General features: G+C 70.6%; 24 protein-coding genes. 20 read left to right on the plus strand and 4 right to left on the minus strand.

Annotated features, from left to right (window positions below; translation table 11 throughout):
* Position 1: 1 nt before the first annotated feature.
* Positions 2–619, minus strand: coding sequence for an AIM24 family protein (locus tag FE634_RS03580; RefSeq protein WP_137292340.1), 618 nt, complete (start codon positions 617–619; stop codon positions 2–4).
* Positions 620–925: 306 nt separating this feature from the next.
* Here FE634_RS03580 and FE634_RS03585 point away from each other — a divergent pair, with 306 nt between their 5' ends.
* From FE634_RS03585 to FE634_RS03655, 15 genes are all read left to right on the plus strand, one after another.
* Complete coding sequence (locus tag FE634_RS03585; RefSeq protein ID WP_137292341.1) at positions 926–1288, plus strand: NADH-quinone oxidoreductase subunit A; 363 nt, start codon at positions 926–928, stop codon at positions 1286–1288.
* 69 nt (positions 1289–1357) lie between these two features.
* Entirely contained in the window at positions 1358–1912 is a 555-nt protein-coding gene (locus FE634_RS03590; RefSeq protein WP_137292342.1) for a NuoB/complex I 20 kDa subunit family protein, read from the plus strand.
* Positions 1912–2634, plus strand: coding sequence for an NADH-quinone oxidoreductase subunit C (locus FE634_RS03595; RefSeq protein WP_137292343.1), 723 nt, complete (start codon positions 1912–1914; stop codon positions 2632–2634). Before FE634_RS03590 ends, FE634_RS03595 begins: the two co-directional genes overlap by 1 nt.
* Positions 2634–3980, plus strand: coding sequence for an NADH-quinone oxidoreductase subunit D (locus tag FE634_RS03600; RefSeq protein ID WP_137292344.1), 1347 nt, complete (start codon positions 2634–2636; stop codon positions 3978–3980). The genes FE634_RS03595 and FE634_RS03600 overlap by 1 nt, the downstream gene beginning before the upstream one ends.
* Before the next feature lie 67 nt (positions 3981–4047).
* Positions 4048–4869, plus strand: coding sequence for an NADH-quinone oxidoreductase subunit NuoE (gene nuoE / locus FE634_RS03605; RefSeq protein ID WP_138875107.1), 822 nt, complete (start codon positions 4048–4050; stop codon positions 4867–4869).
* Between the two features lies 1 nt (position 4870).
* On the plus strand, positions 4871–6190 hold the full coding sequence (gene nuoF, locus FE634_RS03610; protein WP_187366813.1) for an NADH-quinone oxidoreductase subunit NuoF: 1320 nt from the start codon (positions 4871–4873) through the stop codon (positions 6188–6190).
* Positions 6187–8643, plus strand: a complete 2457-nt coding sequence (locus FE634_RS03615; protein ID WP_148240358.1) for an NADH-quinone oxidoreductase subunit G — start codon at positions 6187–6189, stop codon at positions 8641–8643. The genes nuoF and FE634_RS03615 overlap by 4 nt, the downstream gene beginning before the upstream one ends.
* Before the next feature lie 14 nt (positions 8644–8657).
* Positions 8658–9983: an NADH-quinone oxidoreductase subunit NuoH gene (gene nuoH, locus FE634_RS03620; RefSeq protein ID WP_222847714.1), complete on the plus strand. Its 1326-nt coding sequence runs from the start codon at positions 8658–8660 to the stop codon at positions 9981–9983.
* Positions 9983–10573 (plus strand): NADH-quinone oxidoreductase subunit NuoI, encoded by a 591-nt coding sequence (gene nuoI / locus FE634_RS03625; RefSeq protein ID WP_137292348.1) that lies wholly within the window; start codon positions 9983–9985, stop codon positions 10571–10573. The genes nuoH and nuoI overlap by 1 nt, the downstream gene beginning before the upstream one ends.
* Positions 10570–11418 (plus strand): NADH-quinone oxidoreductase subunit J, encoded by an 849-nt coding sequence (locus FE634_RS03630; protein WP_137292349.1) that lies wholly within the window; start codon positions 10570–10572, stop codon positions 11416–11418. Before nuoI ends, FE634_RS03630 begins: the two co-directional genes overlap by 4 nt.
* Complete coding sequence (nuoK, locus tag FE634_RS03635) at positions 11411–11704, plus strand: NADH-quinone oxidoreductase subunit NuoK (RefSeq protein WP_137292350.1); 294 nt, start codon at positions 11411–11413, stop codon at positions 11702–11704. The genes FE634_RS03630 and nuoK overlap by 8 nt, the downstream gene beginning before the upstream one ends.
* 19 nt (positions 11705–11723) lie before the next feature.
* On the plus strand, positions 11724–13676 hold the full coding sequence (nuoL, locus tag FE634_RS03640; RefSeq protein ID WP_138875110.1) for an NADH-quinone oxidoreductase subunit L: 1953 nt from the start codon (positions 11724–11726) through the stop codon (positions 13674–13676).
* A complete protein-coding gene (locus FE634_RS03645; RefSeq protein WP_137292352.1) occupies positions 13676–15190 on the plus strand; it encodes an NADH-quinone oxidoreductase subunit M in 1515 nt (504 codons plus the stop codon). Before nuoL ends, FE634_RS03645 begins: the two co-directional genes overlap by 1 nt.
* A complete protein-coding gene (gene nuoN / locus FE634_RS03650; protein ID WP_137292353.1) occupies positions 15162–16769 on the plus strand; it encodes an NADH-quinone oxidoreductase subunit NuoN in 1608 nt (535 codons plus the stop codon). Before FE634_RS03645 ends, nuoN begins: the two co-directional genes overlap by 29 nt.
* A complete protein-coding gene (locus FE634_RS03655; protein WP_138875111.1) occupies positions 16766–17782 on the plus strand; it encodes a polyprenyl synthetase family protein in 1017 nt (338 codons plus the stop codon). The genes nuoN and FE634_RS03655 overlap by 4 nt, the downstream gene beginning before the upstream one ends.
* An 80-nt stretch (positions 17783–17862) precedes the next feature.
* Here FE634_RS03655 and rarD read toward each other — a convergent pair whose 3' ends face one another.
* A complete protein-coding gene (gene rarD, locus FE634_RS03660; RefSeq protein ID WP_138875112.1) occupies positions 17863–18774 on the minus strand; it encodes an EamA family transporter RarD in 912 nt (303 codons plus the stop codon).
* A gap of 89 nt (positions 18775–18863) precedes the next feature.
* Here rarD and FE634_RS03665 point away from each other — a divergent pair, with 89 nt between their 5' ends.
* Entirely contained in the window at positions 18864–19322 is a 459-nt protein-coding gene (locus tag FE634_RS03665; protein WP_137292356.1) for a hypothetical protein, read from the plus strand.
* Between the two features lie 34 nt (positions 19323–19356).
* Here FE634_RS03665 and FE634_RS03670 read toward each other — a convergent pair whose 3' ends face one another.
* Positions 19357–20481 carry a 2-oxoacid:ferredoxin oxidoreductase subunit beta gene (locus FE634_RS03670; RefSeq protein ID WP_138875113.1) on the minus strand — a complete coding sequence of 375 codons (1125 nt, stop codon included), beginning with the start codon at positions 20479–20481 and terminating at the stop codon, positions 19357–19359.
* A complete protein-coding gene (locus tag FE634_RS03675; protein WP_137292358.1) occupies positions 20481–22466 on the minus strand; it encodes a 2-oxoacid:acceptor oxidoreductase subunit alpha in 1986 nt (661 codons plus the stop codon). The genes FE634_RS03670 and FE634_RS03675 overlap by 1 nt, the downstream gene beginning before the upstream one ends.
* 273 nt (positions 22467–22739) lie before the next feature.
* On the opposite strand from FE634_RS03675, the gene FE634_RS03680 reads away from it, so the two are divergent.
* The 4 genes from FE634_RS03680 to FE634_RS03695 are packed head-to-tail and all read left to right on the plus strand — an operon-like array spanning position 22740 to position 26438.
* Positions 22740–23765: a sulfate ABC transporter substrate-binding protein gene (locus tag FE634_RS03680; protein ID WP_137292359.1), complete on the plus strand. Its 1026-nt coding sequence runs from the start codon at positions 22740–22742 to the stop codon at positions 23763–23765.
* Positions 23766–23768: 3 nt separating this feature from the next.
* Entirely contained in the window at positions 23769–24614 is an 846-nt protein-coding gene (cysT, locus tag FE634_RS03685) for a sulfate ABC transporter permease subunit CysT (protein ID WP_134765459.1), read from the plus strand.
* Positions 24607–25464, plus strand: coding sequence for a sulfate ABC transporter permease (locus tag FE634_RS03690; RefSeq protein WP_246060524.1), 858 nt, complete (start codon positions 24607–24609; stop codon positions 25462–25464). The genes cysT and FE634_RS03690 overlap by 8 nt, the downstream gene beginning before the upstream one ends.
* Positions 25461–26438 (plus strand): sulfate/molybdate ABC transporter ATP-binding protein, encoded by a 978-nt coding sequence (locus tag FE634_RS03695; protein WP_137292361.1) that lies wholly within the window; start codon positions 25461–25463, stop codon positions 26436–26438. The genes FE634_RS03690 and FE634_RS03695 overlap by 4 nt, the downstream gene beginning before the upstream one ends.
* The last annotated feature ends 14 nt before the right edge of the window (positions 26439–26452 follow it).

A 26452-nucleotide genomic window follows, 5' to 3' on the forward strand; every position in this document is an offset into this window, starting at 1 on the left:
GTCACCTCTCCGCGGGCTGGATGTAGACGGTGCCCTGGCCCTCGAAGCGCAGGCTGAACGGCTCGCCGCCGCCCTCGCCGACGAGGCTGCGCCAGGTGACGCCGGAGACCAGGCTCATCTGGATCTGGCCGGTGCCGGCGACGTAGGCGTCGGGGTCGACGACGAGCGGCATCCCGGGCGCGACGGCCAGCGGGATCATCGGCCCGTCGGAGGTGATCGCGCACTGGCCCGACCCGGTGACCGTGGTCGTGGCCAGGCCCTGCCCGCTGGTCATCCCCCGGAGCCCGGCGAACTGGACGTCGAGCTTGAGGCCCTCGGTGACGGCGAGGATGTGCTCGGACTCGACCGTGAGCCGGTCGTTGTCGAGCACCACGACGGTGACGTCGAGGGCGTCCTTGGCGAGGTAGGCCCGGCCGTGGCCCTGGCACTCCATCAGCGTGATGCTCTCGCCGGCCACGCGCTGGCGGACCGCGGCGCGCAGCCCGCCGCCGCCGCCCATGCCCGCGTGCTTGAAGGTGACGTTGCCGGTGTAGGCGACCATCGCCCCCTGGGCGGCTCGGACGCTGTCGCCGGTGAGGTCGGCGTGCAGCACTTTCTTGTCGGCGGTCAGGGTCGCCATCGGGCCTCCGGTGCAAGGGGGGAGCGGTCGAGCCGCCGATCTGGAGGCACCCTAACGAGGGATGGTGTCCGCGAGGGAGACCCGCGGCGACCAGGGTGTCGCCGTGGCCGACCACGCCCCCAATTACGCAACGCTCGCGTGCGTTAAATGCGCAGGTCAGAACCGGTTTTCCCGAACCCCGCCCCGGTGTGACGTGCGCGACTCGGAGTGGCAGTATGAGCGCGATCGCTCCTCGTGATTCAGTTCACAAAGTCACAAGTGACACCGCAGCGCGAGGAACCTTGTCGTCGTGGAAGGGAAGGCCGGATGGACTTCTACACACCCGTCCTGGTCCTCGCGGCCCTCGCCCTGATCTTCGCGGTCGGCTCCATCGTGACCAGCGCGTTCGTCGTGGGCCCCCGCCGCTACAACCGGGCGAAGCTCGACAGCTACGAGTGCGGCATCGAGCCCACGCCGCAGGCCGTCGGCGGCGGCCGGTTCCCGGTGAAGTACTACATCATCGCGATGCTCTTCATCGTCTTCGACATCGAGATCATCTTCCTCTACCCGTGGGCCGTGCACTTCGACGCGATGGCGCTCTTCGGGCTGGTCGAGATGGTCATCTTCATCGCCACCGTCTTCGTCGCCTACGCCTACGTGTGGCGCCGGGGCGGGCTCGAGTGGGACTGAGGACCGAGATGGCGACGAGCACGGCACCGGCACCGCTAACGGCAATGGCATCGGGAAGGCACTGACACCGTGGGTATCGAGGACAAGCTCCCCAGCGGCGTGCTGCTCAGCACGATCGAGGGTCTCTCGGGCTACATGCGCAAGGCCAGCTTCTGGCCCGCGACGTTCGGGCTGGCCTGCTGCGCCATCGAGATGATGACGTCCGGCGGCCCGAAGTACGACCTGGCGCGCTTCGGCATGGAGGTCTTCCGGGCCAGCCCGCGCCAGGCCGACCTGATGATCGTGGCCGGCCGGGTGAGTCAGAAGATGGCCCCCGTCCTGCGCCAGATCTACGACCAGATGGCCGAGCCCAAGTACGTGCTCGCGATGGGCGTGTGCGCCAGCAGCGGCGGCATGTTCAACAACTACGCCATCGTCCAAGGCGTCGACCACGTCGTCCCGGTCGACATGTACCTGCCGGGCTGCCCGCCGCGCCCGGAGATGCTCATCGACGCCATCCTCAAGCTGCACGACCAGGTGCAGCAGGCCAAGCTCGGCGCCAACCGGATCGCCCAGATCGAGGAGCGCGAGTCCGTGGCCCTCACGGCGCTGCCGACCTCGGAGATGAAGGGGCTGCTGCGCTGATGGCCGCCGAGGACAGGACCACCGGTCCCGACCAGTCGTCGGCCGGCGAGGGCAAGACCCCGGCGACGACCGGGCACGAGGGCGACGAGGTCCGCGCGGTCGGCCAGCGCACCGGCATGTTCGGCGTCCGCGGCACCGGCGACACCAGCGGGTACGGCGGCCTGGTGGCCCCGATCGTGTTCCCGGGCGCCACGCAGCGGCCCTTCGGCGGCTGGTTCGACGAGGTCGCCGACGCGCTCGAGTCGACCACGAGCCTGGGCCGCGTCGTGGTCCACCGCGGCGAGATCACCTTCCACGTCCGTCGCGAGGAGCTCCTCGCGACCGCGCAGCACCTGCGCGACGACCCGCGGCTGCGCTTCGAGTTCTGCGCCGGCGTCAGCGGGGTGCACTACCCCGACGACACCGGTGCCGAGCTGCACGCGGTCTACCACCTGCTGTCGATGTCGTTCAACCGCCGGATCCGGCTCGAGGTCAGCGTCCCCGACAGCGACCCGCACATCCCCTCGATCGTGGCCGTCTACCCGACCAACGACTGGCACGAGCGCGAGACCTGGGACATGTTCGGCATCGTCTTCGACGGCCACCCCGCGCTCACCCGGATCCTCATGCCCGACGACTGGCCGGGCCACCCCCAGCGCAAGGACTACCCCCTCGGCGGCATCCCCGTCGAGTACAAGGGCGGCACGATCCCGCCGCCCGACCAGCGGAGGTCGTACAGCTAATGACTACTCAGGACGACATCTACGCCGGCTCCTCGGAGACGACGGAGGGCAAGGTCTTCACGGTCAGCGGCCGTGACTGGGACGACATCGTGGCCGGGCTGGCCGACAACGAGGGCGTCGAGGAGCGCGTCGTGGTCAACATGGGCCCGCAGCACCCCTCGACCCACGGCGTGCTGCGGCTGATCCTCGAGATCGACGGCGAGACGGTCACCGAGGCCCGCTGCGGCATCGGCTACCTGCACACCGGCATCGAGAAGAACATGGAGTTCCGCTCCTGGGTGCAGGGCACCACCTTCTGCACCCGGATGGACTACCTCTCCCCGTTCTACAACGAGGCGACCTACTGCCTGGGCGTGGAGCGGCTGCTCGACATCGAGGACCAGATCCCCGAGAAGGCCAGCGTCATGCGGGTGCTGATGATGGAGCTGAACCGGCTCTCCTCGCACCTGGTCTGCATCGCCACCGGCGGCATGGAGATCGGCGCGCTGACGGTGATGACCATCGGGTTCCGCGAGCGCGAGCTCGTCCTCGACCTGTTCGAGCTGATCACCGGCCTGCGGATGAACCACGCCTTCATCCGTCCCGGCGGCGTCGCCCAGGACCTGCCCCCGGGTGCGCTGGAGGAGATCCGCGGGTTCATCGCGCTGATGAAGAAGCGCCTGCCCGAGTACGCCGCCCTCTGCAACGCCAACCCCATCTTCAAGGGCCGCCTCGAGGGCGTCGGCCACCTCGAGCTCGACGGCTGCCTGGCCCTCGGCCTCAGCGGCCCGCCGATCCGCGCGGCCGGCTACGCCTGGGACCTGCGCAAGAGCGAGCCGTACTGCGGCTACGAGGACTACGAGTTCGACGTCCAGACCTGGGACACCGCCGACGCCTACGGTCGTTTCCGCGTGCGCCTGAACGAGATGTGGGAGTCGCTCAAGATCATCGAGCAGGCCGCCGACCGGCTCGCCGGCCTCGAGGGCGCCCCCGTCATGGTCGGCGACAAGAAGATCGCCTGGCCCAGCCAGCTCGCGATCGGCAGCGACGGCATGGGCAACTCCCTCGACCACATCCGCCACATCATGGGCGAGTCGATGGAGGCCCTGATCCACCACTTCAAGCTCGTCACCGAGGGCTTCCGGGTGCCGCCCGGCCAGGCCTACGTGCCGATCGAGTCGCCCCGCGGCGAGCTCGGCGCCCACGTCGTCTCCGACGGCGGGACGCGTCCGTTCCGTGCGCACTTCCGCGACCCGTCCTTCACCAACCTGCAGGCAACGAGCGTGATGAGCGAGGGGGGCCAGGTCGCCGACGTCATCGTCGCCATCGCCTCCATCGACCCCGTCATGGGAGGGGTCGACCGCTGATGGCCACCTCCCCTCCCTCCCGCCCGCGCTGCGCCCCCGCGTCGAACAACCCCGAGGTAGCCCCGCGATGACGATCGAGCAGACGACGTACGGCGAGCTCGAGGCGATCGCCGCGCGCTACCCCGAGAAGCGCTCGGGCCTGCTGCCGATGCTGCACCTGGTGCAGTCGGCCGAGGGCCGGATCACGCCCGAGGGCATCGAGGTCTGCGCCGAGATCCTCGGGATCTCCGCGGCCGAGGTCAGCGGCGTGGCGACGTTCTACACGATGTACAAGCGTCGTCCCGTGGGCGACTACCACGTCGGGGTGTGCACCAACACGCTGTGCGCGGTGATGGGCGGCGACGAGATCTTCGCCCGGCTCAAGGACCACCTCGACGTCGGCAACGACGAGACCACCGACGACGGCAAGATCACCCTCGAGCACGTCGAGTGCAACGCGGCCTGCGACTACGCCCCGGTGATGATGGTCAACTGGGAGTTCATGGACAACATGACCCCGCAGAAGGCCACCGACCTGGTCGACGACCTGCGCGCGGGCGCCGAGGTCACCTCCACCCGCGGCCCGCGGCTGTGCACCTGGCGCGAGGCCGAGCGGGTGCTGGCCGGGTTCCCCGACGGCCGCGCCGACGAGGGCCCCTCGGCCGGACCGGCCTCGCTGGTCGGCCTGGGCATCGCCCGCGACCGCGGCTGGAGCGCGCCGGAGTCCGAGGAGTCGGAGCGGCAGCTCGCCGGCGGTGACGACGCGCCCGCCGTGCCGTCGGAGCCGGCGGAGAAGGAGCAGGCGGCCGCCGAGGCCGGCGACCAGGGCGACACGGTCGACGAGGCCGCGACCGTCGAGGAGCAGAGCCCGACCGACGAGACGGCAGCCGAGAAGAAGGAGGCCGACTGACATGGCCATCGACACCCTCACCCCCGTCCTCACCGACGACTGGGACGCCGAGCGCAGCTGGACGCTGGCGACCTACGAGTCGCGGGGCGGCTACGGCGCGCTGCGCAAGGCGCTCGCGATGCCGCAGGACGACATCATCACCGCCGTCAAGGACTCCGGCCTGCGCGGACGCGGCGGCGCCGGCTTCCCGACCGGCATGAAGTGGTCCTTCATCCCGCAGGACAACCCGAAGCCGAAGTACCTCGTCGTCAACGCCGACGAGTCGGAGCCGGGCACCTGCAAGGACATCCCGCTCATGATGGCCACGCCCCACACGCTGGTCGAGGGCGTCATCATCAGCTCCTTCGCCATCCGCGCCAACCACGCCTTCATCTACATCCGCGGCGAGGTCCTGCACGTGATCCGCCGGGTCCAGGCCGCGGTCGCCGAGGCCTACGCCGCCGGCCACCTCGGCAAGGACATCCACGGCAGCGGCTACGACCTCGACATCGTCGTCCACGCCGGCGCCGGCGCCTACATCTGCGGCGAGGAGACCGCCCTCCTCGAGGGCCTCGAGGGCCGTCGCGGCCAGCCCCGCCTGCGCCCGCCGTTCCCGGCCGTCGCCGGTCTCTACGCCAGCCCGACGGTCATCAACAACGTCGAGTCGATCGCCTCGGTGCCCAGCATCATCGGCAACGGCCCGGCCTGGTTCGCCTCGATGGGCACCGAGAAGTCGAAGGGCTTCGGCATCTTCTCCCTCTCGGGCCACGTCACGAACCCCGGTCAGTACGAGGCGCCGCTCGGCATCACCCTGCGCGAGCTGATCGAGCTCGCCGGCGGCATCCGCGAGGGCCACCAGCTGAAGTTCTGGACGCCGGGTGGCTCGAGCACCCCGCTCCTGACCGACCAGCACCTCGACCTGCCCCTCGACTTCGAGGGCATGGCCGGGGCCGGCACCATGCTGGGCACCCGGGCACTGCAGCTCTTCGACGAGACCACGTGCGTCGTGCGGGCCGTGCTGCGCTGGACCGAGTTCTACAAGCACGAGTCGTGCGGCAAGTGCACCCCGTGCCGCGAGGGCACGTGGTGGCTGGTGCAGACGCTGGCCGCGCTCGAGCGGGGCGAGGGCAGCGAGAGCGACCTCGACCTCCTGCTCGACCAGTGCGAGAACATCCTCGGCCGCTCGTTCTGCGCGCTCGGCGACGGCGCCACCAGCCCGATCTCGAGCTCGATCAAGTTCTTCCGCGACGAGTACCTCGCCCACCTCACCCACGGCGGCTGCCCGTTCGACGCCGCCGCCTCCACCGTGTGGGCCGGATCCCTGACGGGAGCAGAAGCATGACCACCACCCCCGAGAAGTCCGCGGGAGCCGCACCGCAGCAGGCCGACCTGGTGTCGGTCACGATCGACGGCATCCAGGTCGACGTGCCCAAGGACACCCTCGTCATCCGCGCCGCCGAGCAGGTCGGCGTCCAGATCCCGCGGTTCTGCGACCACCCACTCCTCGCGCCGGTCGGCGCGTGCCGCCAGTGCCTCGTCGAGGTCCCCGACGCCGGCAACGGCCGCGGGTTCCCAAAGCCCCAGGCCGCGTGCACGCTGCCGGTGGCCCCCGGGATGGTCGTGAGCACGCAGATCACCAGCGAGGTGGCCGACAAGGCGCAGCAGGGCGTCATGGAGTTCCTGCTCATCAACCACCCGCTCGACTGCCCGGTCTGCGACAAGGGCGGCGAGTGCCCCCTGCAGAACCAGGCGATGAGCAACGGCCAGGGGGAGTCGCGCTTCGTCGCGTCGGGCTCCGGCGGGGTCAAGCGGACCTTCCCGAAGCCGATCAACCTCTCGCCCCAGGTGCTGCTCGACCGGGAGCGCTGCATCGTGTGCCAGCGCTGCACCCGCTTCGCCGAGGAGATCCCCGGCGACCCGTTCATCGCGCTGGTCGAGCGCGGCGCCATGCAGCAGATCGGCATCGCCGAGAACGCCCCGTTCCTGTCCTACTTCGCCGGCAACACGATCCAGATCTGCCCCGTCGGGGCGCTGACGTCGGAGTCCTACCGGTTCCGCTCGCGCCCCTTCGACCTCGTCTCCAGCCCCTCGGTCGCCGAGCACGACGCGTGCGGCTCCGCGATCCGCGTCGACCACCGCCGCGGCAAGGTGGTGCGCCGCCTCGCCGGCAACGACCCCGAGGTCAACGAGGAGTGGATCACCGACAAGGACCGCTTCGCCTTCTCCTACGCCGCCCAGGACGACCGGCTCACGTACCCGCAGGTCCGCGACACCGACGGGTCGCTGCGCCCGGCGTCCTGGCCCGAGGCCTTCGCGGTCGCGGCCCGGGGCCTGGCGGCGGCGCGCCAGCAGGGCGGCGTCGGTGTGCTGACCGGTGGCCGGCTCACCGGCGAGGACGCCTACGCCTACAGCAAGTTCGCCCGCGTCTCGCTCGGCACGAACGACATCGACTTCCGGGCCCGGCCGCACTCGGCCGAGGAGGCCTCGTTCCTGGCCGCGCACGTCGTCGCGACCGGACCCGAGGGCGGCGCGGTCACCTTCGGCGACCTCGAGACCGCCTCGACCGTCGTCCTGGTGGGTCTCGAGCCCGAGGACGAGGCCGGCGCCGTCTTCCTGCGCCTGCGCAAGGCGGCGCTGCACCACCGCACCCGCGTGCTCGCCGTCGCGCCGTTCACCACGCGTGGCCTGAGCAAGATGAACGGCACCCTGCTGCCGACCGCGCCCGGCGACGAGCCGGCCACGCTGGCCTCGCTGCTCGGGCACGCCGACCACGGCGTCGACAGCACCGCGGTGATCCTGGTGGGCGAGCGGCTCGCGACCGTCCCGGGGGGTCTCAGCGCCGCCGCCGACCTGGCCGCCAAGAGCGGTGCCCGCCTCGCCTGGGTGCCGCGCCGCGCCGGCGACCGCGGCGCCGTCGAGGCCGGCTGCCTGCCGAACCTGCTGCCCGGTGGCCGACCCGTCGCCGACGCCGCCGCCCGCGTCGACGCCGCCACCGCCTGGGGCGTCGACTCGCTGCCCGAGGCGCCCGGCCGCGACGGCGACGCGATCGTCGCGGCGCTGCTCGCCGGCGACCTCGGGGGCGTGGTCGTCGCCGGTGTGGAGCCGGCCGACACCACCGACCCGGCCGCCACCACCGCCGCCCTCGCCGGGGCCTCGTTCGTCGTGGCCCTGGGGCTGCGGGCCAACGACGTCACCCGCGCCGCCGACGTCGTCCTGCCGGTCGCCCCGGTGACCGACAAGGCCGGCACCTTCGTCAACTGGGAGGGCCGGGTCCGCGGGTTCGACGCCGTCCTGTCCAACCCGGCCTCGCTGCCCGACCTCCGCGTCCTCGCCGGCATCGCCGAGGAGCTCGCCGCGCTGGGCCACGGCGCCCCGCTCGGCTTCCGCACCGTCGAGGAGGTCTGGTCGGAGATGGCGCAGATCGGCCCCTGGGACGGCGCCCGCGCCGCCCTCGAGCCGGTCGCCCCGGCGACGTCCGGTGGCCGGGACGCCCACGGCCTGGTCCTGTCGAGCTGGAAGCTGATGCTCGACCACGGCTCCATGCAGGACGGCGACAAGCACCTGGCCGCCACCGCGCGCCCGCCCGTGGCCCGTGTCGGCCGCGCCGTCCACGATGCCTGTGGCCCCACCATCACCGTCACCGGTGACCGTGGCTCGGTCACCCTGCCGGCCGAGGTCGCCGCCGACGTCGTCGACGGCGTCGTCTGGCTCCCCGCCAGCTCCACCGGTCGTGGCCTGCTCGCAGACCTGGCCTCGCCCGGCACCCGCGTCACCGTCACCGGAGGCACCGCATGAGCGGCCTGACCAGCATGATCGGCTCCGTCACCGGCAGCCTCCCGCTCGTCGTCGACGAGGGCCTGCAGGCCTTCGGCCGCGACACGTGGTGGGTGATCCTGCTCAAGGTCGTCCTGATCTTCGTCGTCCTGGTGCTGCTCACCCTCTTCAACATCTGGCTCGAGCGCCGCGTGGTGGCCCGGATGCAGCACCGCATCGGCCCCAACGTGCACGGCCCCTTCGGCCTCCTGCAGTCGCTCGCCGACGGCGTGAAGCTGATGTTCAAGGAGGACATCCTCCCGACCGCCGCCGACAAGGTCGTCTTCGTCCTGGCGCCGATCCTGGCCGTCGTCCCGGCCTTCGTGACCTTCAGCGTCATCCCGTTCGGCCCCGAGGTGAACTTCTTCGGCCAGCAGACCCCGCTGCAGCTCACCGACATGCCGGTCGCGGTGCTCTTCGTGATGGCCATCGCCTCGATCGGCATCTACGGCATCGTGCTCGGCGGCTGGTCCAGCGGCTCGACCTACTCGCTGCTCGGCGGCCTGCGATCGAGCGCCCAGATGATCTCCTACGAGGTCGCGATGGGCCTCGCGCTCGTCGCGGTGTTCCTCTACGCCGGCTCCATGTCGACCTCGGAGATCGTCGCCGCCCAGGACGACCTCTGGTTCGGGCTGATCCTGGTCCCGTCGTTCGTCATCTACACGATCTCGATGGTCGGCGAGACCAACCGGGCGCCGTTCGACCTCCCCGAGGCCGAGGGCGAGCTGGTCGGCGGGTTCCACACCGAGTACTCCTCGATCAAGTTCGCGCTGTTCTTCCTCGCCGAGTACATCAACATGGCGACGGTCTCGGCGCTCGCGACGACGCTCTTCCTCGGCGGCTGGCACGCGCCGTTCTGGATCGACGAGCTCTACGCCGGCTTCAACGAGGGCTACTGGCCCGTGCTGTGGTTCTTCGGCAAGATGTTCGTCTTCATCTTCATGTTCATCTGGCTGCGCGGCTCGCTGCCCCGGATGCGCTACGACCAGTTCATGGCACTCGGCTGGAAGATCCTCATCCCCGGTGCCCTGGCCTGGATCGTGGCCGTCGCGACGCTCCGCGTCGCCAGGCTCGAGGGGTGGCTCAGCAGCGACCGGCTGCCGATCATCCTCGGCATCGCCCTCGTCGGGCTCCTCGCGCTGTTCTTCATCGGCGGCCGCGACGACGAGGACGTCACCGTGGCCGAGCCCGACGACAAGACCGTCGTCGGCGGCTTCCCGACCCCGCCCATGCCGGTCGGGGGCGCCGTCCGTGGCGCCGCCGCCCCGCTCGTCTTCGACAGCCCCGCCCGGTCCAGCACCGTGGCGGGGGAGGAGGTCTGATGACCGACAAGAGCTCGGAATCGAAGTCCTTCAAGGAGCAGTTCATCGACCCGGTCGCCGGGTTCGGGGTCACGTTCCGCACGATGTTCCGCAAGGTCGTCACGGAGCAGTACCCCTTCGAGAAGCAGCCCACCGCGCCCCGCTTCCACGGCCGTCACCAGCTCAACCGCTGGCCCGACGGGCTGGAGAAGTGCATCGGCTGCGAGCTGTGCGCCTGGGCCTGCCCGGCCGACGCGATCTACGTCGAGGGCGCGTCCAACAGCGACGACGTCGCCAACGGCGGCGAGCGCTTCAGCCCCGGTGAGCGCTACGGCCGCGTCTACCAGATCAACTACCTGCGCTGCATCCTGTGCGGGCTGTGCATCGAGGCCTGCCCGACCCGGGCGCTGACGATGACCAACGAGTACGAGCTGGCCGACGACAACCGCACCGACCTGATCTACGAGAAGTCCGACCTGCTGGCGCCGCTGCTGCCCGGCATGGAGCAGCCGCCGCACCCGATGGCCGACGGCCTCGACGAGGGCGACTACTACCGGGGGATCTTCGCGGGCAACACCACCCCCGCCGGCACCGCAGGGGAGCCGAGGTGATCGCGTTCTGGGTCCTCGCCCCGCTGATGGTGGTCGCCGCGCTCGGGCTGCTGTTCGTGCGCAAGGCCGTGCACGCCGCGCTGCTGCTGGCCGTGGTGATGATCAGCCTCGCCGTTCTGTACGCCGCCCTCGAGGCGCCGTTCCTCTTCGCGGTGCAGATCATCGTCTACACCGGCGCCATCTTGATGCTCTTCCTGTTCGTGCTGATGCTCGTCGGCGTCGACTCCTCCGACTCGGTGGTCGAGACGATCAAGGGCCAGCGGGTGCTGGCCACCGTCGCCGGGCTGCTGCTCGGCTCGATCCTGGTGATCGGCCTGGCGCAGGTCACCCTCGGCTCCGCGATCGGGCTCGGCTCGGCCAACGAGGGCGGCAACGTGCCGGCCCTGGCGAACCTGATCTTCTCGCGCTACGTCTTCGCCTTCGAGGTGACCAGCTCGCTGCTCATCACCGCCGCGGTCGGCGCGATGGTCCTGGCCCACCGCGAGCGGCTGACGCCCAAGCCGGGTCAGGCCGAGCTCGCCGCGCAGCGGATGCGCGACTACGCCGACAAGGGCGCCCACCTCGGTCCGCTGCCCGCGCCCGGCGTCTACGCGCGCCACAACGCGGTCGACACCCCGGCGCTGCTGCCCGACGGCACCGCCGCGGAGTCGTCGGTCTCGCGCGTGCTCGCGGCCCGCGGCACCGTGCGCTCGGCGCCGGCGATGGCCGACGACATCGAGGACCTGAAGCGCCAGCTCGGCATCGACCCGACGACCCGTCCGGGCACGTCGGGTCGCTCCGGGGCCACCGCCTCGAGCGAGGAAGACGTCGCCACCCCGGCGGAGAAGGACGGTCACGATGACTGAGTACGTGATCCTCTCGGCGATCCTCTTCACCATCGGCGCGGTCGGCGTCCTGGTGCGGCGCAACGCCATCGTGGTGTTCATGTGCGTCGAGCTGATGCTCAACGCCTGCAACCTCGCGCTGGTCGCCTTCGCCAAGCAGCACGGCAACCTCGAGGGGCAGGTGGCCGCCTTCTTCGTGATGGTGGTCGCGGCCGCCGAGGTCGTGGTCGGACTGGCCATCATCATGACCATCTTCCGCACTCGTCGCTCGGCCTCGGTCGACGACGCGAGCCTGCTGAAGTTCTGAAAGGTTCGGGCACACGCAGATGTTCGTCACAACTCTGGCCACGTCCCTGGCCGCCGAGACGGGTCACGAGATCCCGGTCGTCGACCCGGGCAGCGCCGACGGCGTCCTCGGGCTGGTCTGGCTGGTCATCGCGCTGCCGCTGCTCGGTGCCGCGATCCTGCTGCTGGGTGGCCGGCGCACCGACCGGTGGGGCCACCTGCTCGGCACCGCGATGCCGATCGGCTCGTTCGTCGTCAGCCTGGTGATGTTCCTGTCGCTGCTGGGACGCGACGAGGAGGACCGCCAGGTCGTCCAGCACCTCTACGACTGGATCCACGTCGGCGGCCTGCAGGTCGGCATGGACCTGCTCTACGACCCGCTGGCCGCGCTGTTCCTGATGCTCATCACCGGCGTCGGCTCGCTGATCCACGTCTACTCCATCGGCTACATGGCCCACGACCCGCGGCGCCGCCGGTTCTTCGGCTACCTCAACCTCTTCGTCGCCGCGATGCTGATGCTGATCCTGGCCGAGAACTACGTCGGGCTCTTCCTCGGCTGGGAGGGCGTCGGCCTGGCGTCGTACCTGCTGATCGGCTTCTGGCAGCACAAGCCCTCGGCGGCCAAGGCCGCGAAGAAGGCCTTCGTCATCAACCGGGTCGGCGACATGGGCATGGCCACCGCCATCTTCCTGGCGTTCGTCACGTTCGGCTCCACGTCGTTCACCGAGATCAGCCACCTCGCCGGCGAGGCGAGCGAGGGCACGATGACCGCGCTCGGGATCCTGCTGCTCGTCGGTGCGTGCGGCAAGTCCGCGCAGGTGCCGCTGCAGGCCTGGCTGCTCGACGCGATGGAGGGCCCGACCCCGGTCTCCGCCCTCATCCACGCCGCGACCATGGTCACCGCCGGCGTCTACCTCGTCGTCCGCTCCAACTTCGTCTTCGAGAACGCCCCCGACGCGCAGACCGCCGTCATCGTCGTGGCCGTCGTCACCATCCTCTGGGGCGCGGTCATCGGGTGCGCCAAGGACGACATCAAGAAGGCGCTGGCCGGCTCCACGATGAGCCAGATCGGCTACATGATGCTGGCCGCCGGGCTCGGCACGGCCGGGTACGCGTTCGCGATCCTGCACCTGCTGACCCACGGCTTCTTCAAGGCCAACATGTTCCTCGGTGCCGGCTCGGTGATGCACGGCATGGACGACGACGTCGACATGCGTCACTACGGCGCGCTCAACAAGGCGATGCCGGTCACCTTCATCACCTTCGCGATGGGCTACCTCGCGATCATCGGCTTCCCCGGGTTCTCCGGCTTCTGGTCGAAGGACAAGATCATCGAGGTCGCGATCGGCGAGAGCTGGATCATCGGCCTCTGCGCGCTGCTCGGTGCCGGCATCACGGCGTTCTACATGACCCGCCTGATGCTGATGACGTTCTTCTCCTCCAAGCGCTGGGAGAAGGACGTGCACCCGCACGAGTCGCCCGCCGTGATGACCGTCCCGCTGGTCGTGCTCGCCGCGCTGTCGGTGCTCGGCGGCGTGCTCCTGCTCGGCGGCTGGATCGTGCACTGGCTCGAGCCGGTCACCGGCCCCGAGGAGCACCACGACCTGCCGATCCCGGTGCTGGCCATCACCGGCCTCACCGTCGCCGTGGTCGCTGTCGGGGTCGCGATCGCCTTCCTGCTCTTCCAGAAGCGCGACGTCCCCCGCACCGCGCCCTCCGACGTCTCCTTCGTCACCACGGCCGCGCGCCACGACCTGTACGGCGACGCCATCAACGAGGGCGTCGTCGTCAACCCCGGACGCCGTCTGGTCGCGGGTCTCTTCGTCCTCGACCGCAGCGGCGTCGACGGCACCTTCACCGGCGGTGGCGCGGCGGTCCGGGCGATCGGCGCCCAGCTGCGCCGGGTCCAGACCGGCTACGTGCGCTCCTATGCCCTCTCGGTCCTCCTCGGCGTCATCATCGTCGCCCTCGCGATGCTGGCGGTTAACCTCTGATGCTCACGATCCTGATCCTGGTGCCGCTCGTCGGCGCCCTCGCGATCCCGTTCCTCCCGGCCGCCAGCGCCAAGTCGATCGCCATCGGCACCGCCGCCGGCACCCTCGGCCTGGCCGTCGCCGTCGCCGTCCTCTTCAAGACCGACGAGGGCATGCAGATGACCGAGCAGGTCGACTGGATCGGTGCCTTCGGCGTGCACTACGCCGTCGGTGTCGACGGACTCGGCCTGCTGATGGTGCTGCTGACCGCCGTCATCGTCCCGGTCGTGCTCGTGGCCGGGTGGCACGAGGGCGACGAGGCCCCGCGCTCCTACTACGCCTGGGTGCTGGCGATGGAGGCGCTCTCGCTGGCGGTCTTCCTGGCCACCGACGTCTTCCTGTTCTACGTCGTCTTCGAGGCCACCCTCATCCCGGCCTACTTCCTCATCGGCGGCTTCGGCCGCGAGGGCCGCAGCGCCGCCGCGGTGAAGTTCCTGATGTTCCAGCTCGCCGGTGGCCTGGTCCTGCTGGCCTCCGTGATCGGCCTGTACGTCGTCTCCGCCGAGCAGGGCCGGGCGTCGTACCTGCTCTCCGACCTCGAGCAGCTCGACATCTCCACCGAGGCCGGCCGCTGGCTCTTCCTCGGGTTCTTCATCGCCTTCGCGATCAAGGCGCCGCTGTTCCCGGTGCACACCTGGCTGGCCGACACCGCCGAGAAGGCGACCCCCGGCACCAGCGTGCTGCTGGTCTGCGTGCTCGACAAGATCGGCACCTTCGGGATGCTCCGGTTCTGTCTCGGGCTGTTCCCGGAGGCCTCGCAGTGGGCGACGCCGGTCGTGGTCACCCTCGCGCTGATCTCGATCGTCTACGGCGCGCTGCTGGCGATCGCCCAGGACGACCTCCTGCGGCTGATCGGCCTGACGTCGCTGAGCCACTTCGGCTTCATCACGCTGGGCATCTTCGTCTTCAGCACGCAGGGCGGTTCCGGCGCGATCCTCTACATGGTCAACCACGGCATCGGCACCGCCGCGCTGTTCCTCGTCGCGGGCTACATCATCCGCCGCCGGGGCACGGCCCTGATCAGCGAGATGGGCGGCCTCGAGAAGGCGACACCGGTCCTGGCCGGCCTGCTGCTGGTCGCCGGCCTCGCGACGCTCGGCCTGCCCGGCCTGAGCCCGTTCATCTCCGAGTTCCTCGTCCTGCTGGCGGCCTTCGACTACGCCTGGTGGGTGGGGGCGGTCGCCGTCCTCGGCATCGTGCTGGCCGCCATCTACGTGCTGTGGATGTACCAGCGCGTGATGACCGGGCCCACGCCGGCGACCGTCGAGGACACCCCCGACGCCCTGCCGCGCGAGATCCTCGCCGTCGCCCCGCTCATGGTCGCGCTGGTCGCCTTCGGGTTCTTCCCGCAGCCGCTGCTCGACATCAGCAACCCCTACGCCGAGGACCTGCTCTCGCACGTCGGCGTCCAGGACGACCCACCCACGGTCGCGCGACTCGGAGCCCATGTGTTCGACCAGGAAGGCGGTGAGTGACGTGGAGTTCGTGAAGCCCACCATCGAGTACGCGGAGCTCTCCCCGCTGCTGATCGTCCTCGGCGTCGCCGCGCTCGGCGTGGTCGTCGAGGCCTTCGTCGCCCGCGAGCGCCGCCACGTCGTCCAGGTCTCGCTGGCCTTCGCCGGCGTCCTCGCGGCGCTGGTCGCGACCGTGCTGGTCGGGCTCGACCTCGCCGACGTCGGCGCGGGCCAGGGTCTCGTCGGTGCCGAGGGGTCGGTCGTCGTCGACGGCCCGACCGTCTACCTGTGGGGCCTCGTGCTCGTCTTCGCCCTCGGCGGCGTCGCGCTGTTCGCCGAGCGCCGGCTCGAGGCCGGGGTCTCGGTCTTCGCCGGCCAGGCCGCCGCGCTCCCCGGCACCGAGGCCGAGCGCCGCTCGTCCGGGCTCGCGCACACCGAGGTCTACCCGCTCGTCATGTTCGCCATCGCGGGCATGATGCTCTTCCCCGCGGCCGGCGACCTGCTCACGATGTTCGTGGCCCTCGAGGTGCTCTCGCTCCCGCTGTACCTGCTCTGCGGGCTGGCCCGGCGCCGGCGCCTGCTGAGCCAGGAGGCCGCGCTCAAGTACTTCCTGCTCGGGGCGTTCTCCTCCGGCTTCTTCCTGTACGGCGTCGCGCTGGTCTACGGCTACGCCGGCTCGATGGACCTCGACGTCATCCACTCCTCGGTGCTCAACCGCACCGACGACCGCACCCTGCTGCTGCTCGGCATCGCGATGCTCTCGGTCGGCCTGCTCTTCAAGGTCGGCGCCGTGCCGTTCCAGGCCTGGACCCCCGACGTCTACCAGGGCGCCCCGACCGCGGTCACCGCGTTCATGTCGGCGGCCACCAAGGTCGCGGCCTTCGGTGCGCTCCTGCGGCTGTACTACGTCGGCTTCGGTGCCAACCGCTGGGACTGGCAGCCGATGCTGTGGGTCGTCGCGATCCTCACCATGCTGGTCGGTGCGGTGCTGGCCGTCGTCCAGAGCGACGTCAAGCGGATGCTCGCCTACTCCTCGGTCGCCCACACCGGGTTCCTGCTGACCGGCGTCCTCGGCCTCCAGGCGAGCGGTGCGCTGGGCGAGGACGAGGTCACCTCGCTGCAGGCCGTGCTGTTCTACCTGACCACCTACGGCTTCGCCACGGTCGGCGCCTTCGCCCTGGTCACCCTGGTGCGCGACGCCAACGGCGAGGCGACGTCGTCGGCGAAGTGGGCCGGGCTCGGGCGGCGCTCGCCGGTGGTGGCCGGGGTCTTCGCCCTGTTCCTGCTGTCGATGGCCGGGATCCCGCTCACGGCCGGCTTCGTCGGCAAGTGGGCGGTCTTCACCGTCGCCATGTCGGCCGGTGCCTGGCCGGTCGTGCTGGTCGCGATCGCGTCGAGCATCATCGCGATCTTCTTCTACATCAAGTTCGTGCGGCTGATGTTCTTCGTCGACGCCGAGGGCGACGTCGCCGAGGTGACCGTGCCCTCGCCGCTGACCAGCGTCACCATCGGTGTGTGCGCCCTCGCGACCATCGGCCTGGGACTCGTGCCGGGCCCGGTGCTCGATCTGGTCGCGCATGCGGGAGACTTCATCAGGTGAGTCCCACCCAGCCCGCCACCGCCGAGCTCGCCCTGCCCATCGGCGACGAGGCGCTGGCCGTCCGGCTGCGCGGCCGGCTGGCCGAGGTCGAGGCCGCCCTGGTCGGGCACGCCACCAGCAGCTTCGCGCCCTACGTCACCGAGGCCGCCCAGCACCTGCTGGCCGCCGGCGGCAAGCGGTTCCGGCCGCTGCTGGTGCTGCTGGCCGCCGAGGCGGGCGAGCACCCCGACGCCCCGGAGGTCCTCACCGCGGCCTGCGTCGTGGAGGTCACCCACCTCGGGTCGCTCTACCACGACGACGTCATGGACGAGGCCGCCCTGCGGCGCGGCGCCGACTCCGCCAACGCGCGGTGGGGCAACCACGTCGCGATCCTCACCGGCGACTTCCTCTTCGCGAAGTCCTCCGAGCTGACCTCGCTGCTGGGGGCCGAGGCGGTCCGGATCCAAGCCGAGACCTTCACCCGGCTCGTCGAGGGCCAGATCATGGAGACCGTCGAGCCCGGCCCCGACGACGACGCGCTGCAGCACTACCTCGAGGTCGTGGCCGGCAAGACCGGCTCGCTGATCGCGACGTCGGCCCGGTACGGCGCCCGCTTCGGCGGCGCCTCGGCCCAGGTCGAGGAGGCGCTGACGGCGTACGGCGAGATCGTCGGCGCGGCCTTCCAGCTCTCCGACGACATCCTCGACGTCGCCTCCGAGTCCGCGGAGTCCGGCAAGACCCCCGGCACCGACTTGCGCGAGGGCGTCCCGACCCTGCCGGTGCTGATGGCGCTCGCCTCCACCGACCCGGCCGACGCCCGCCTGCACGAGCTGCTGCGCGCCGACCTCTCCGACGACGTCCTGCACGCCGAGGCGCTCGACCTGCTCCGCAAGCACCCCGCCATCGACGAGGCCCGCGCCTACGTCGTGGGCCGCGCCCAGGAGGCCAAGGCCCTGCTCCACGTCCTGCCCGAGGGCTCGGTGCGCTCGGCCCTCGAGGCCTTCGCCGACGTCGTCGCGCTCCGCTCGGCGTAACCACCCACCCCCCGCCCCTGGCTGGTGGGTCGTCGCGACGACCGCGCCGACCCGGCGGTGCCGGGTGGTGCCCGGCGGTGTCAGGCGGCGGCGGTGGCCCGGGCGGCGAGGGCCAGCTGGCGGCGTCGGTGCCGCAGCGCCTCGACGGTGAAGACCACCAGCGCGCTCCACACGAGCGTGAAGCCGATCCACCGGACGCCGGTCATGGACTCGTCGAAGACGACGAGGCCGAGCACGAACTGGATCGTCGGCGCGAGGTACTGCAGCAGGCCGAGGGAGACCATCGAGACCCGCGTCGCGGCGGCGCCGAAGCAGATGAGCGGGATCGCGGTGACCACCCCGGTCGTCGTCAGCAGCAGTGCGTGACCGGTGCCCTCGGCGCCGAAGTGGGCGGTGCCCTGGGCCGCGAGCAGGAGCAGGTAGCCGAGCGCGAACGGCGCCAGCACGACGGTCTCGAAGGTGAGGCTCTCGACCGCGCCCACGTCGGCCGACTTCTTGGCCAGGCCGTAGGTGCCGAACGAGAACGCCAGGATCAGCGCGATCCAGGGCGGCCTGCCGTAGTCCCACGCGAGCACGCAGACCGCGGCGAAGCCGACCCCGAGCGCGCACCACTGCAGCGGGCGCAGCCGCTCGCGCAGGATCAGCACCCCCATCAGGACCGTCACCAACGGGTTGATGAAGTAGCCCAACGACGTCTCGACGACGCGGCCGTTCGTGACGCCGTAGATGTAGGTCGCCCAGTTCGAGGTGATCGTCACCGCGGCGACGACGAGCAGCAGGCTCACCCGGCGGTCGGCCAGCAACGCGCGGAACGCCGCCCGCTTGCGGAGCACCACGACCAGCACGCCCATCACCAGTGCCGACCAGACGATCCGGTGGGCGAGGATCTCCACCGCCCCGGCTGGCTCGAGGAGCGGCCAGTAGAGCGGGAACATCCCCCAGAGCACGTACGCCGCGACGCCGAACGCCAGCCCGCGCCGTTGGTCACCCACAGTCCCACCCTAGGGTGGGACTGTGGGTTTGGCTCCGGCGCCACCAGGGCACGGGACGACCGACCCACTGTCTCCGAGGGAGTCCCCCCATGCGCTGTTCCCGTCTCGTCACGGTGTTGCTCGCCCTCGTCCTCGCGGCGCTCCTGCCGACCGCCGCGCCCGCCGGCGCCACGACCGCGGGCGGGCCGGCCGCCGCGCGGGTCGCCGCCGCGGACGACCCCATCACGATCACCTCGAAGGTGGTCTCCCGCGACGGTCGCCGCAAGAAGGGCCTCTTCCTCGTCGGCAAGGTGACGCCGAGTGAGGGGCCGGTCTACATCCAGCGCGCCACGAGGTGCAGCCGGGAGACCAACAGCTGCAACTTCCGGCTCTACCGGAAGAAGTACCTGAAGCAGGGGCGCTACGAGGCGAAGATCGCCGCCCCGCCCACGCGGCGCGGGTGGATGTGGCGCGCCCGTGTCGGCACGAGCTACAGCGACGCGTGGGTCACCTGCACCAAGACCCCGCGCCAGGCGGAGGCCGGGAAGGACTGCAAGATCCCCTTCTAGGGCGCACGAGCACCGGCTCGGCGTCGGTGAGGCCTCAGACGACCGTCCAGGTGTCGCCACCGTTGACGAGGCCCGTGAGCCGGCTCGTCTGGTCGGTGCCCTCGCCGAGGGCGACCTGCTGGGCCGAGGTGATCTGGGCCCGGGACTGGTCGTCGTACGTCGGGCGCGCGACCTGGCGGAAGATGCCGATGGGCGTCTGGTTGAGGTAGCCCATCTCGGTCAGCCGCGAGATCGCGAACGCCGTCGACGGGTCGGCCTGGTGGGCGTCGTGCACGAGCAGCGCGGCGTCGTCGACGTCGGCGACCGACACGATCTCCACCCCGCCGCTGCGGGCGTCGCGGACCAGGCCCCTGGAGCCGAGGCCGTCCTCGAGGGTCGCGCCGAACCGGATCTGCTCGCCGTGCACGAGCGGGATGATCGCGTCCTGCTTGGTGTCGCGGTCCTTGATCGCGTCGAACGCGCCGTCGTTGAAGATCGGGCAGTTCTGGTAGATCTCGACCAGCGACGTCCCCCGGTGCGCGGCCGCGGCGGACAGCACGGCGGTGAGGTGCTTGCGGTCGGAGTCGATGGTGCGGGCGACGAACGTCGCCTCGGCACCGAGGGCGAGGGAGACCGGGTTGAACGGGTGGTCGACCGAGCCCATCGGGGTCGACTTGGTGACCTTGCCGGCCTCCGAGGTGGGGGAGTACTGGCCCTTGGTGAGCCCGTAGATCCGGTTGTTGAACAGCAGGATCGTCATGTTGACGTTGCGGCGCAGGGCGTGGATGAGGTGGTTGCCGCCGATCGAGAGCGCGTCGCCGTCGCCGGTGACGACCCAGACCGACAGGTCCTCGCGCGCGGTGGCGAGCCCGGTGGCGATCGACGGCGCCCGACCGTGGATCGAGTGCATCCCGTAGGTGTCGAGGTAGTAGGGGAACCGCGAGGAGCAGCCGATGCCGGAGATGAACACGATGTTCTCGCGACGCAGCCCCAGGTCGGGCAGGAACGACTGCACCGCCTTGAGGACGGCGTAGTCGCCGCAGCCGGGGCACCAGCGCACCTCCTGGTCGGAGGTGAAGTCCTTGCCGGTCTGGGGCCGTTCGCCCTCGCCCGGCTCGAACCGGGGGACCGACTCGGTGCCGGTGCGCAGGTCGGGCGTGGGCAGGTCGGTGGTCGTCATCAGACCTCCTGGTCGGTCGAGGTGACGGTGGCGGGGGCACCGGACGGGTCGGCGGACAGGTCGACGGTGATGCCCTCGGCCTCGCCCACCAGGGTGCCGATCGCCTCGGCCAGCTCGGCGGCCTTGAGCGGCAGGCCGCGGACGTGGTTGTAGCCGATCGCGTCGACGAGGTAGGTGCCGCGCAGCAGCAGCGAGAGCTGGCCCAGGTTCATCTCGGGCACCAGGACCTTGTCGTAGCGCCGCAGGATGTCGCCGAGGTCGCGAGGGAACGGGTTCAGGTGGCGCAGGTGGACCTGGGCCACGGCGTACCCGGCCTTGCGCACGCGGCGGCAGCCGGCGCCGATCGGGCCGTAGGTGGAGCCCCACCCGATGACCAGGACCTTGGCGCGACCCGAGGGGTCGTCGACCTCCAGCGGCGGCAGCGAGTCGGCGATCCGGTCGATCTTCGCCTGGCGGGTGCGGACCATGAAGTCGTGGTTGGCGGGGTCGTAGGAGATGTTGCCGTGACCCTCGCCCTTCTCGAGCCCGCCGATGCGGTGCTCGAGACCGGGGGTGCCGGGCACGGCCCACGGACGCGCCAGGGTCTCCTCGTCGCGCAGGTAGGGCCAGAAGTCCTTGACCGCCGGCGTGACCGAGCCGTCCTCGGCGGTCCTCTCGGGCTCCACCACGTGGTTGGGCTCGGTGGCGAAGGCCGGGTCGATGAGGGGGAGGTCGTCGACGTCGGGGATCCGCCACGGCTCCGAGCCGTTGGCGAGGTAGCCGTCGGAGAGCAGCATCACCGGCGTCCGGTAGGTGACGGCGATCCGGACCGCCTCGACGGCCGCGGAGAAGCAGTCGCCGGGCGACTGCGGCGCCACGATCGGCACCGGCGCCTCGCCGTTGCGGCCGAACATCGCCTGCAGCAGGTCGGCCTGCTCGGTCTTGGTCGGCAGCCCGGTCGACGGGCCACCGCGCTGGACGTCGACGACGACGAGCGGCAGCTCGGTCATCACCGCGAGGCCGATCGCCTCCGACTTCAGCGCGACGCCGGGGCCCGAGGTGGTCGTGACGCCGAGCGCCCCGCCGAACGACGCCCCGATCGCCATGCCGATGCCGGCGATCTCGTCCTCGGCCTGCAGCGTGGTGACGCCGAACGCCTTGTGCTTCGACAGCTCGTGGAGGATGTCGGAGGCCGGGGTGATCGGGTAGGAGCCGAGCAGCAGCGGGAGCCCGGATCGCACCCCGCCGGCGACCAGGCCGTAGGACAGGGCGAGGTTGCCGGTGATGTTGCGGTACGTGCCGGCAGGCATGGTGGCCGGCTTGATCTCGTACTGGACGACGAAGGTCTCGGTCGTCTCGCCGAAGTTCCAGCCGGTCCTGAACGCCGTGATGTTGGCGTCGCGGATGTCGGGGACCTTGGCGAAGCGGCGGGAGAGGAACTCGATCGTCGACTCGGTCGGGCGCCCGTACATCCACGACAGCAGCCCGAGGGCGAACATGTTCTTGGCGCGGGAGGCGTCCTTGCGCGACAGCCCGTGCTGCTTGACCGCCTCGACGGTCATGCCGGTGAGGTCGACGGTGTGGACGGCGAAGGCGCCGAGCGGGTCGTTGGCATCGCCCAGGGCGTCGAGCGGGTTGCTGGCGTAGCCGGCCTTGTCGAGGTTGCGCTTGGTGAAGTCGTGGGTGTCGACGATGATCGTCGCGCCGGCCGGCAGGTCGCCGAGGTTGGCCTTGAGGGCCGCCGGGTTCATCGCGACGAGGACGTCGGGCGCGTCGCCGGCGGTCAGGATGTCGTGGTCGGCGAAGTGCACCTGGAACGACGAGACCCCGGGCAGCGTGCCCTGGGGCGCGCGGATCTCGGCCGGGAAGTTCGGCAGGGTCACCAGGTCGTTGCCGAAGACGGCCGACTCCTGGGTGAACCGGTCCCCGGTCAGCTGCATGCCGTCACCGGAGTCGCCCGCGAACCGGATCACCACCCGGTCGAGCTGCTTGACCTGCTTCGACACCTGTCCCACTTTCGTCGACCTCGACACCTCCTCCCACGATAGTCCGCCGCGACGGCCAGCCCAGCGGGCGCGTGTCCGTGAGACGTGACCCTCGCCACGTCCGTGGCCGGTACCGAGCGCGCGGCGCGGGTGTGGCGGGGGCGCGGCCCGGACCTGGTCCAGACAAGTCGTCCACCACCAGCGCGCCTGATTCGCGCGAGTTTCATATCTCGCTTAGTCTTGTCGAGTTACATGGACTGCGCCGGTTCGGCGCCTCTGAGAGAGCAGGACACAATGAAGAAGACGTTCAAGGTTGCGGCGGTCGCGGCTGCCGGGGTGCTGACCTTGGCCGGGTGCTCGGGCGATTCGGACAACGAGGACAACGTGACCGTGGTCGGCTACTCCGTGCTGGAGAGCGCGAACGAGAACCTGTTCAAGGCCTTCGAGGGCACCGACGCCGGCGACGGCGTCACCTTCGACGGGCCGTCCTACGGCGCGTCCGGCGAGCAGAGCCGCGGCGTCGCCGACGGTCAGGACGCCGACCTGGTCCACTTCTCCCTCGAGCCCGACATGACCCGGCTGGTCGACGCCGGCATCGTGGCCGAGGACTGGAAGGACAACGACACCAAGGGCATCTGCACGCAGTCGGTCGTGGTGATGGTGGTCCAGAAGGGCAACCCGAAGGGCATCCAGGACTGGAGTGACCTGGTCCGTGACGACGTCTCCGTCGTCACGCCCAACCCGGCGTCCTCCGGCTCGGCGAAGTGGAACCTGCTCGCTGCCTACGGTGACGTGATCGCCGGGGGCGGCTCCGAGGAGGAGGCCGCGGCGTACATGACCGAGCTGTTCGACCACGTCGCCGCGCTGCCCGACTCCGGTCGCGACGCCACCACGGCGTTCACCTCCGGCACCGGGGACGTCCTGCTGTCCTACGAGAACGAGGCGATCCTGGCCCGTCAGAACGGCGAGGACTTCGACTACGTGATCCCGCCGACCACGCTGCTCATCGAGAACCCGTGCGCGGCCACCGAGGACGCACCCGAGGCTGCCTCGGCGTTCCTCGACTTCCAGAAGAGCGCCGAGGGTCAGAAGCTGTACGCCGAGACCGGCTTCCGTCCGCTCGTCGACGAGGGTGACCTCGAGGTCGAGGGTGCCAACGACCCGGCCGACCCGTTCCCCGCGCCCACCACGATGCTGACGATCGACGGCGACTTCGACGGCTGGGGCAGCGCCAACTCGCTGTACTTCGGTGACGGCCAGGACGGCAACCCGCTGGGGATCCTCACCGACATCCAGCAGTCCTCCGGGGCAGGTAGCTGACCCATGACCTCCACCGTCATGAGGCCCGGTCGACCGGCGCGCAAGCGCCGGTCGACCCGGCCGGGTGCCATGACGCCAGGATCCTCGCTCGGTCTCGGCATCGGTCTGCTGTGGTTCAGCCTCCTCGTGATGATCCCGCTCGCGGCGATCGTCGTCGAGGCCTCCGGTGGGGGTCTCGACACCTACAAGGAGACGCTGTCCAACCCCCAGACGTTCAACGCGCTGAAGCTGACCGTCGGGGTCTCCTTCGTGGTGACGCTGGTCAACATGGTGATGGGCACGATCATCGCCTGGGTGCTGGTCCGTGACCGGTTCCGCGGCAAGGCGATCCTCGACCTGATCATCGACATCCCGTTCGCGATGCCGACGATCGTGGCGGGTCTGGTCCTGCTGGCGCTCTACGGCAGCCAGGGTCCGCTCGGCACGTCCTTCGAGAACACCCAGAAGGCCGTGGTGCTCGCCATCGCCTTCGTCACCCTGCCGTTCATCGTCCGCACGGTGCAGCCGGTGCTCGAGGAGATGGAGACCGACGTCGAGGACGCCGCGGCATCGCTCGGTGCGACCCGGTTCACCACCTTCCGCCGCATCGTGCTCCCGACCCTGATCCCCGCGATCTTCGCCGGCGCGGCCCTGTCCTTCGCCCGCGGCATCAGCGAGTACGGCTCGCTGGTGCTGCTCTCGGGCAACCTCCCGAACAAGACCGAGGTGACGTCGTTCCGGGTCGCCTCGATCCTCGAGGGGGGCAACCGTCCGGCGGCCGCCGCTCTCGCCACGGTGATGCTCGCCGTCGCGCTGGTGGCGATCGTCGCCCTCGACGTGACCCAGCGAAGGTTGGCCCGCCGTGGCTAACACGAGCTCAGCCGTCGGCACCCGTTCCGCCGGCCTGACCTGGTTCCTCCGCATCCTGGTCGTGGTCTACCTCTTCATGCTGGTGGCCTGGCCGACCGGTCTGGTCGCCCAGAACACCTTCAGCAACGGGCTGGAGGGCATGCGGACCGCCCTCAGCGACCCCGACGTGACGCACTCGCTGCGGCTCACGGTGCAGGTCGCGATCATCGCCGTCGCCATCAACCTGGTCTTCGGTGTCGGCATGTCGCTGCTCCTGGTCCGCTTCGAGTTCCCCGGCAAGCGGGTCCTGTCGGCCCTGATCGACCTGCCGCTGTCGGTGTCGCCGATCGTGGTGGGCCTGGCGCTGGTGCTGGTCTACAACCCGCGGTACGGATGGTTCGGCGAGACGTTGTCCGACAACGGCATCGACGTCGTCTTCGCCACCCCCGGCATCGTGATGGCCACCTGCTTCGTGGCCCTGCCCCTGATCATCCGCGAGGTCGTCCCGGTCCTCGAGGAGATGGGGGACGAGCAGGAGCAGGCGGCCCGCAGCCTGGGTGCCAACAGCCTCCAGACCTTCCGGCGGATCACCCTGCCGGGCATCAAGTGGGCGATCGTGTACGGAGTCGTGCTGAGCCTGGCGCGCTCCCTGGGTGAGTTCGGCGCGGTCAAGATCGTCGCCGGCAAGTCGATCGGCGACAAGGAGACCGCGACCCTCCTGGTCCAGCGTGAGTACCAGAACTTCCACCAGGACGTCGCCTACTCGGTGTCGTTCCTCCTGGTGGTCGCCGCCGTGCTCTGTCTCGTCGTCGTCGCCCTGCTCCGCCCGAAGCCCGAGTCGCACCGCCAGCTTGCCAAGGAGAAGAAGTGAGTATCGAAGTCAGGAACCTCAGCAAGCGCTTCGGCGACTTCGTCGCCCTCGACGACGTCACCGTGTCGCTGCCGACCGGTCAGCTCACCGCCCTGCTCGGTCCCTCCGGCGGCGGGAAGTCGACGCTGTTGCGCATCATCGCCGGCCTCGACTCGGCCGACGAGGGTTCGGTCAACATCGAGGGGACCGAGGCCACCCACCTACCACCGCAGAAGCGCAACGTCGGCTTCGTGTTCCAGCACTACGCGGTGTTCAAGCACATGACCGTGGCCAAGAACGTCGCCTTCGGGCTCGAGATCCGCAAGCGCCCCAAGGACGAGGTGGCCCAGCGGGTCCAGGAGCTCCTCAAGCTCGTGCACCTCGACCAGTTCGCCCACCGCCTGCCCTCGCAGCTCTCGGGCGGGCAGCGCCAGCGGATGGCCCTCGCCCGGGCGCTCGCCGTCGAGCCCAAGGTGCTGCTGCTCGACGAGCCGTTCGGCGCGCTCGACGCGAAGGTGCGCAAGGAGCTGCGCGAGTGGCTGCGCCGCCTGCACGACGAGGTGCACGTGACGACCGTGTTCGTGACCCACGACCAGGAGGAGGCCCTCGAGGTCGCCGACGAGATCGTCGTGATCAACGAGGGTCGTGTCGAGCAGATCGGCACGCCCGACCAGCTCTACGACGCTCCGGCGAACCCGTTCGTCATGGGCTTCCTGGGCGAGGTCACGCTGCTGGGCGGGCGCGCGCTGCGTCCGCACGACATCGAGATCGCGCTGGACCCGCGCGGCGACGCCGTCGGCGGCCGGATCACGCGGCTGCTGAGGGTGGGCTTCGAGGTGCGGGTCACGGTCACCACCGACGACGGCAGCGACGTGCTCGTCGTCCTGACCCGGACGCACGCCCGCTCGCTCGACCTCGCCGAGGGAGCCACGGTGTGGCTCACCGCGGCCTCCGGCGCCGTCACCGTGGAGTCCGGGCGGCTCGCGAAGGTCTGACCCTCCCCGCCGAG

The sequence above is a fragment of the Nocardioides sp. S-1144 genome (assembly GCF_005954645.2).
In the GTDB taxonomy this organism is placed as follows: Bacteria; Actinomycetota; Actinomycetes; order Propionibacteriales; family Nocardioidaceae; genus Nocardioides; species Nocardioides dongxiaopingii.

Bases quoted from the DNA above. Each gene is read 5' to 3' on its own strand.
- FE634_RS03580 (WP_137292340.1), bottom strand. From the start codon at position 619: ATGGCGACCCTGACCGCCGACAAGAAAGTGCTGCACGCCGACCTCACC.
- FE634_RS03585 (WP_137292341.1), top strand. From the start codon at position 926: ATGGACTTCTACACACCCGTCCTGGTCCTCGCGGCCCTCGCCCTGATC.
- FE634_RS03595 (WP_137292343.1), top strand. From the start codon at position 1,912: ATGGCCGCCGAGGACAGGACCACCGGTCCCGACCAGTCGTCGGCCGGC.
- FE634_RS03600 (WP_137292344.1), top strand. From the start codon at position 2,634: ATGACTACTCAGGACGACATCTACGCCGGCTCCTCGGAGACGACGGAG.
- nuoE (WP_138875107.1), top strand. From the start codon at position 4,048: ATGACGATCGAGCAGACGACGTACGGCGAGCTCGAGGCGATCGCCGCG.
- nuoF (WP_187366813.1), top strand. From the start codon at position 4,871: ATGGCCATCGACACCCTCACCCCCGTCCTCACCGACGACTGGGACGCC.
- FE634_RS03615 (WP_148240358.1), top strand. From the start codon at position 6,187: ATGACCACCACCCCCGAGAAGTCCGCGGGAGCCGCACCGCAGCAGGCC.
- nuoH (WP_222847714.1), top strand. From the start codon at position 8,658: ATGATCGGCTCCGTCACCGGCAGCCTCCCGCTCGTCGTCGACGAGGGC.
- nuoI (WP_137292348.1), top strand. From the start codon at position 9,983: ATGACCGACAAGAGCTCGGAATCGAAGTCCTTCAAGGAGCAGTTCATC.
- nuoK (WP_137292350.1), top strand. From the start codon at position 11,411: ATGACTGAGTACGTGATCCTCTCGGCGATCCTCTTCACCATCGGCGCG.
- nuoL (WP_138875110.1), top strand. From the start codon at position 11,724: ATGTTCGTCACAACTCTGGCCACGTCCCTGGCCGCCGAGACGGGTCAC.
- FE634_RS03645 (WP_137292352.1), top strand. From the start codon at position 13,676: ATGCTCACGATCCTGATCCTGGTGCCGCTCGTCGGCGCCCTCGCGATC.
- nuoN (WP_137292353.1), top strand. From the start codon at position 15,162: ATGTGTTCGACCAGGAAGGCGGTGAGTGACGTGGAGTTCGTGAAGCCC.
- FE634_RS03665 (WP_137292356.1), top strand. From the start codon at position 18,864: ATGCGCTGTTCCCGTCTCGTCACGGTGTTGCTCGCCCTCGTCCTCGCG.
- FE634_RS03670 (WP_138875113.1), bottom strand. From the start codon at position 20,481: ATGACGACCACCGACCTGCCCACGCCCGACCTGCGCACCGGCACCGAG.
- FE634_RS03680 (WP_137292359.1), top strand. From the start codon at position 22,740: ATGAAGAAGACGTTCAAGGTTGCGGCGGTCGCGGCTGCCGGGGTGCTG.
- cysT (WP_134765459.1), top strand. From the start codon at position 23,769: ATGACCTCCACCGTCATGAGGCCCGGTCGACCGGCGCGCAAGCGCCGG.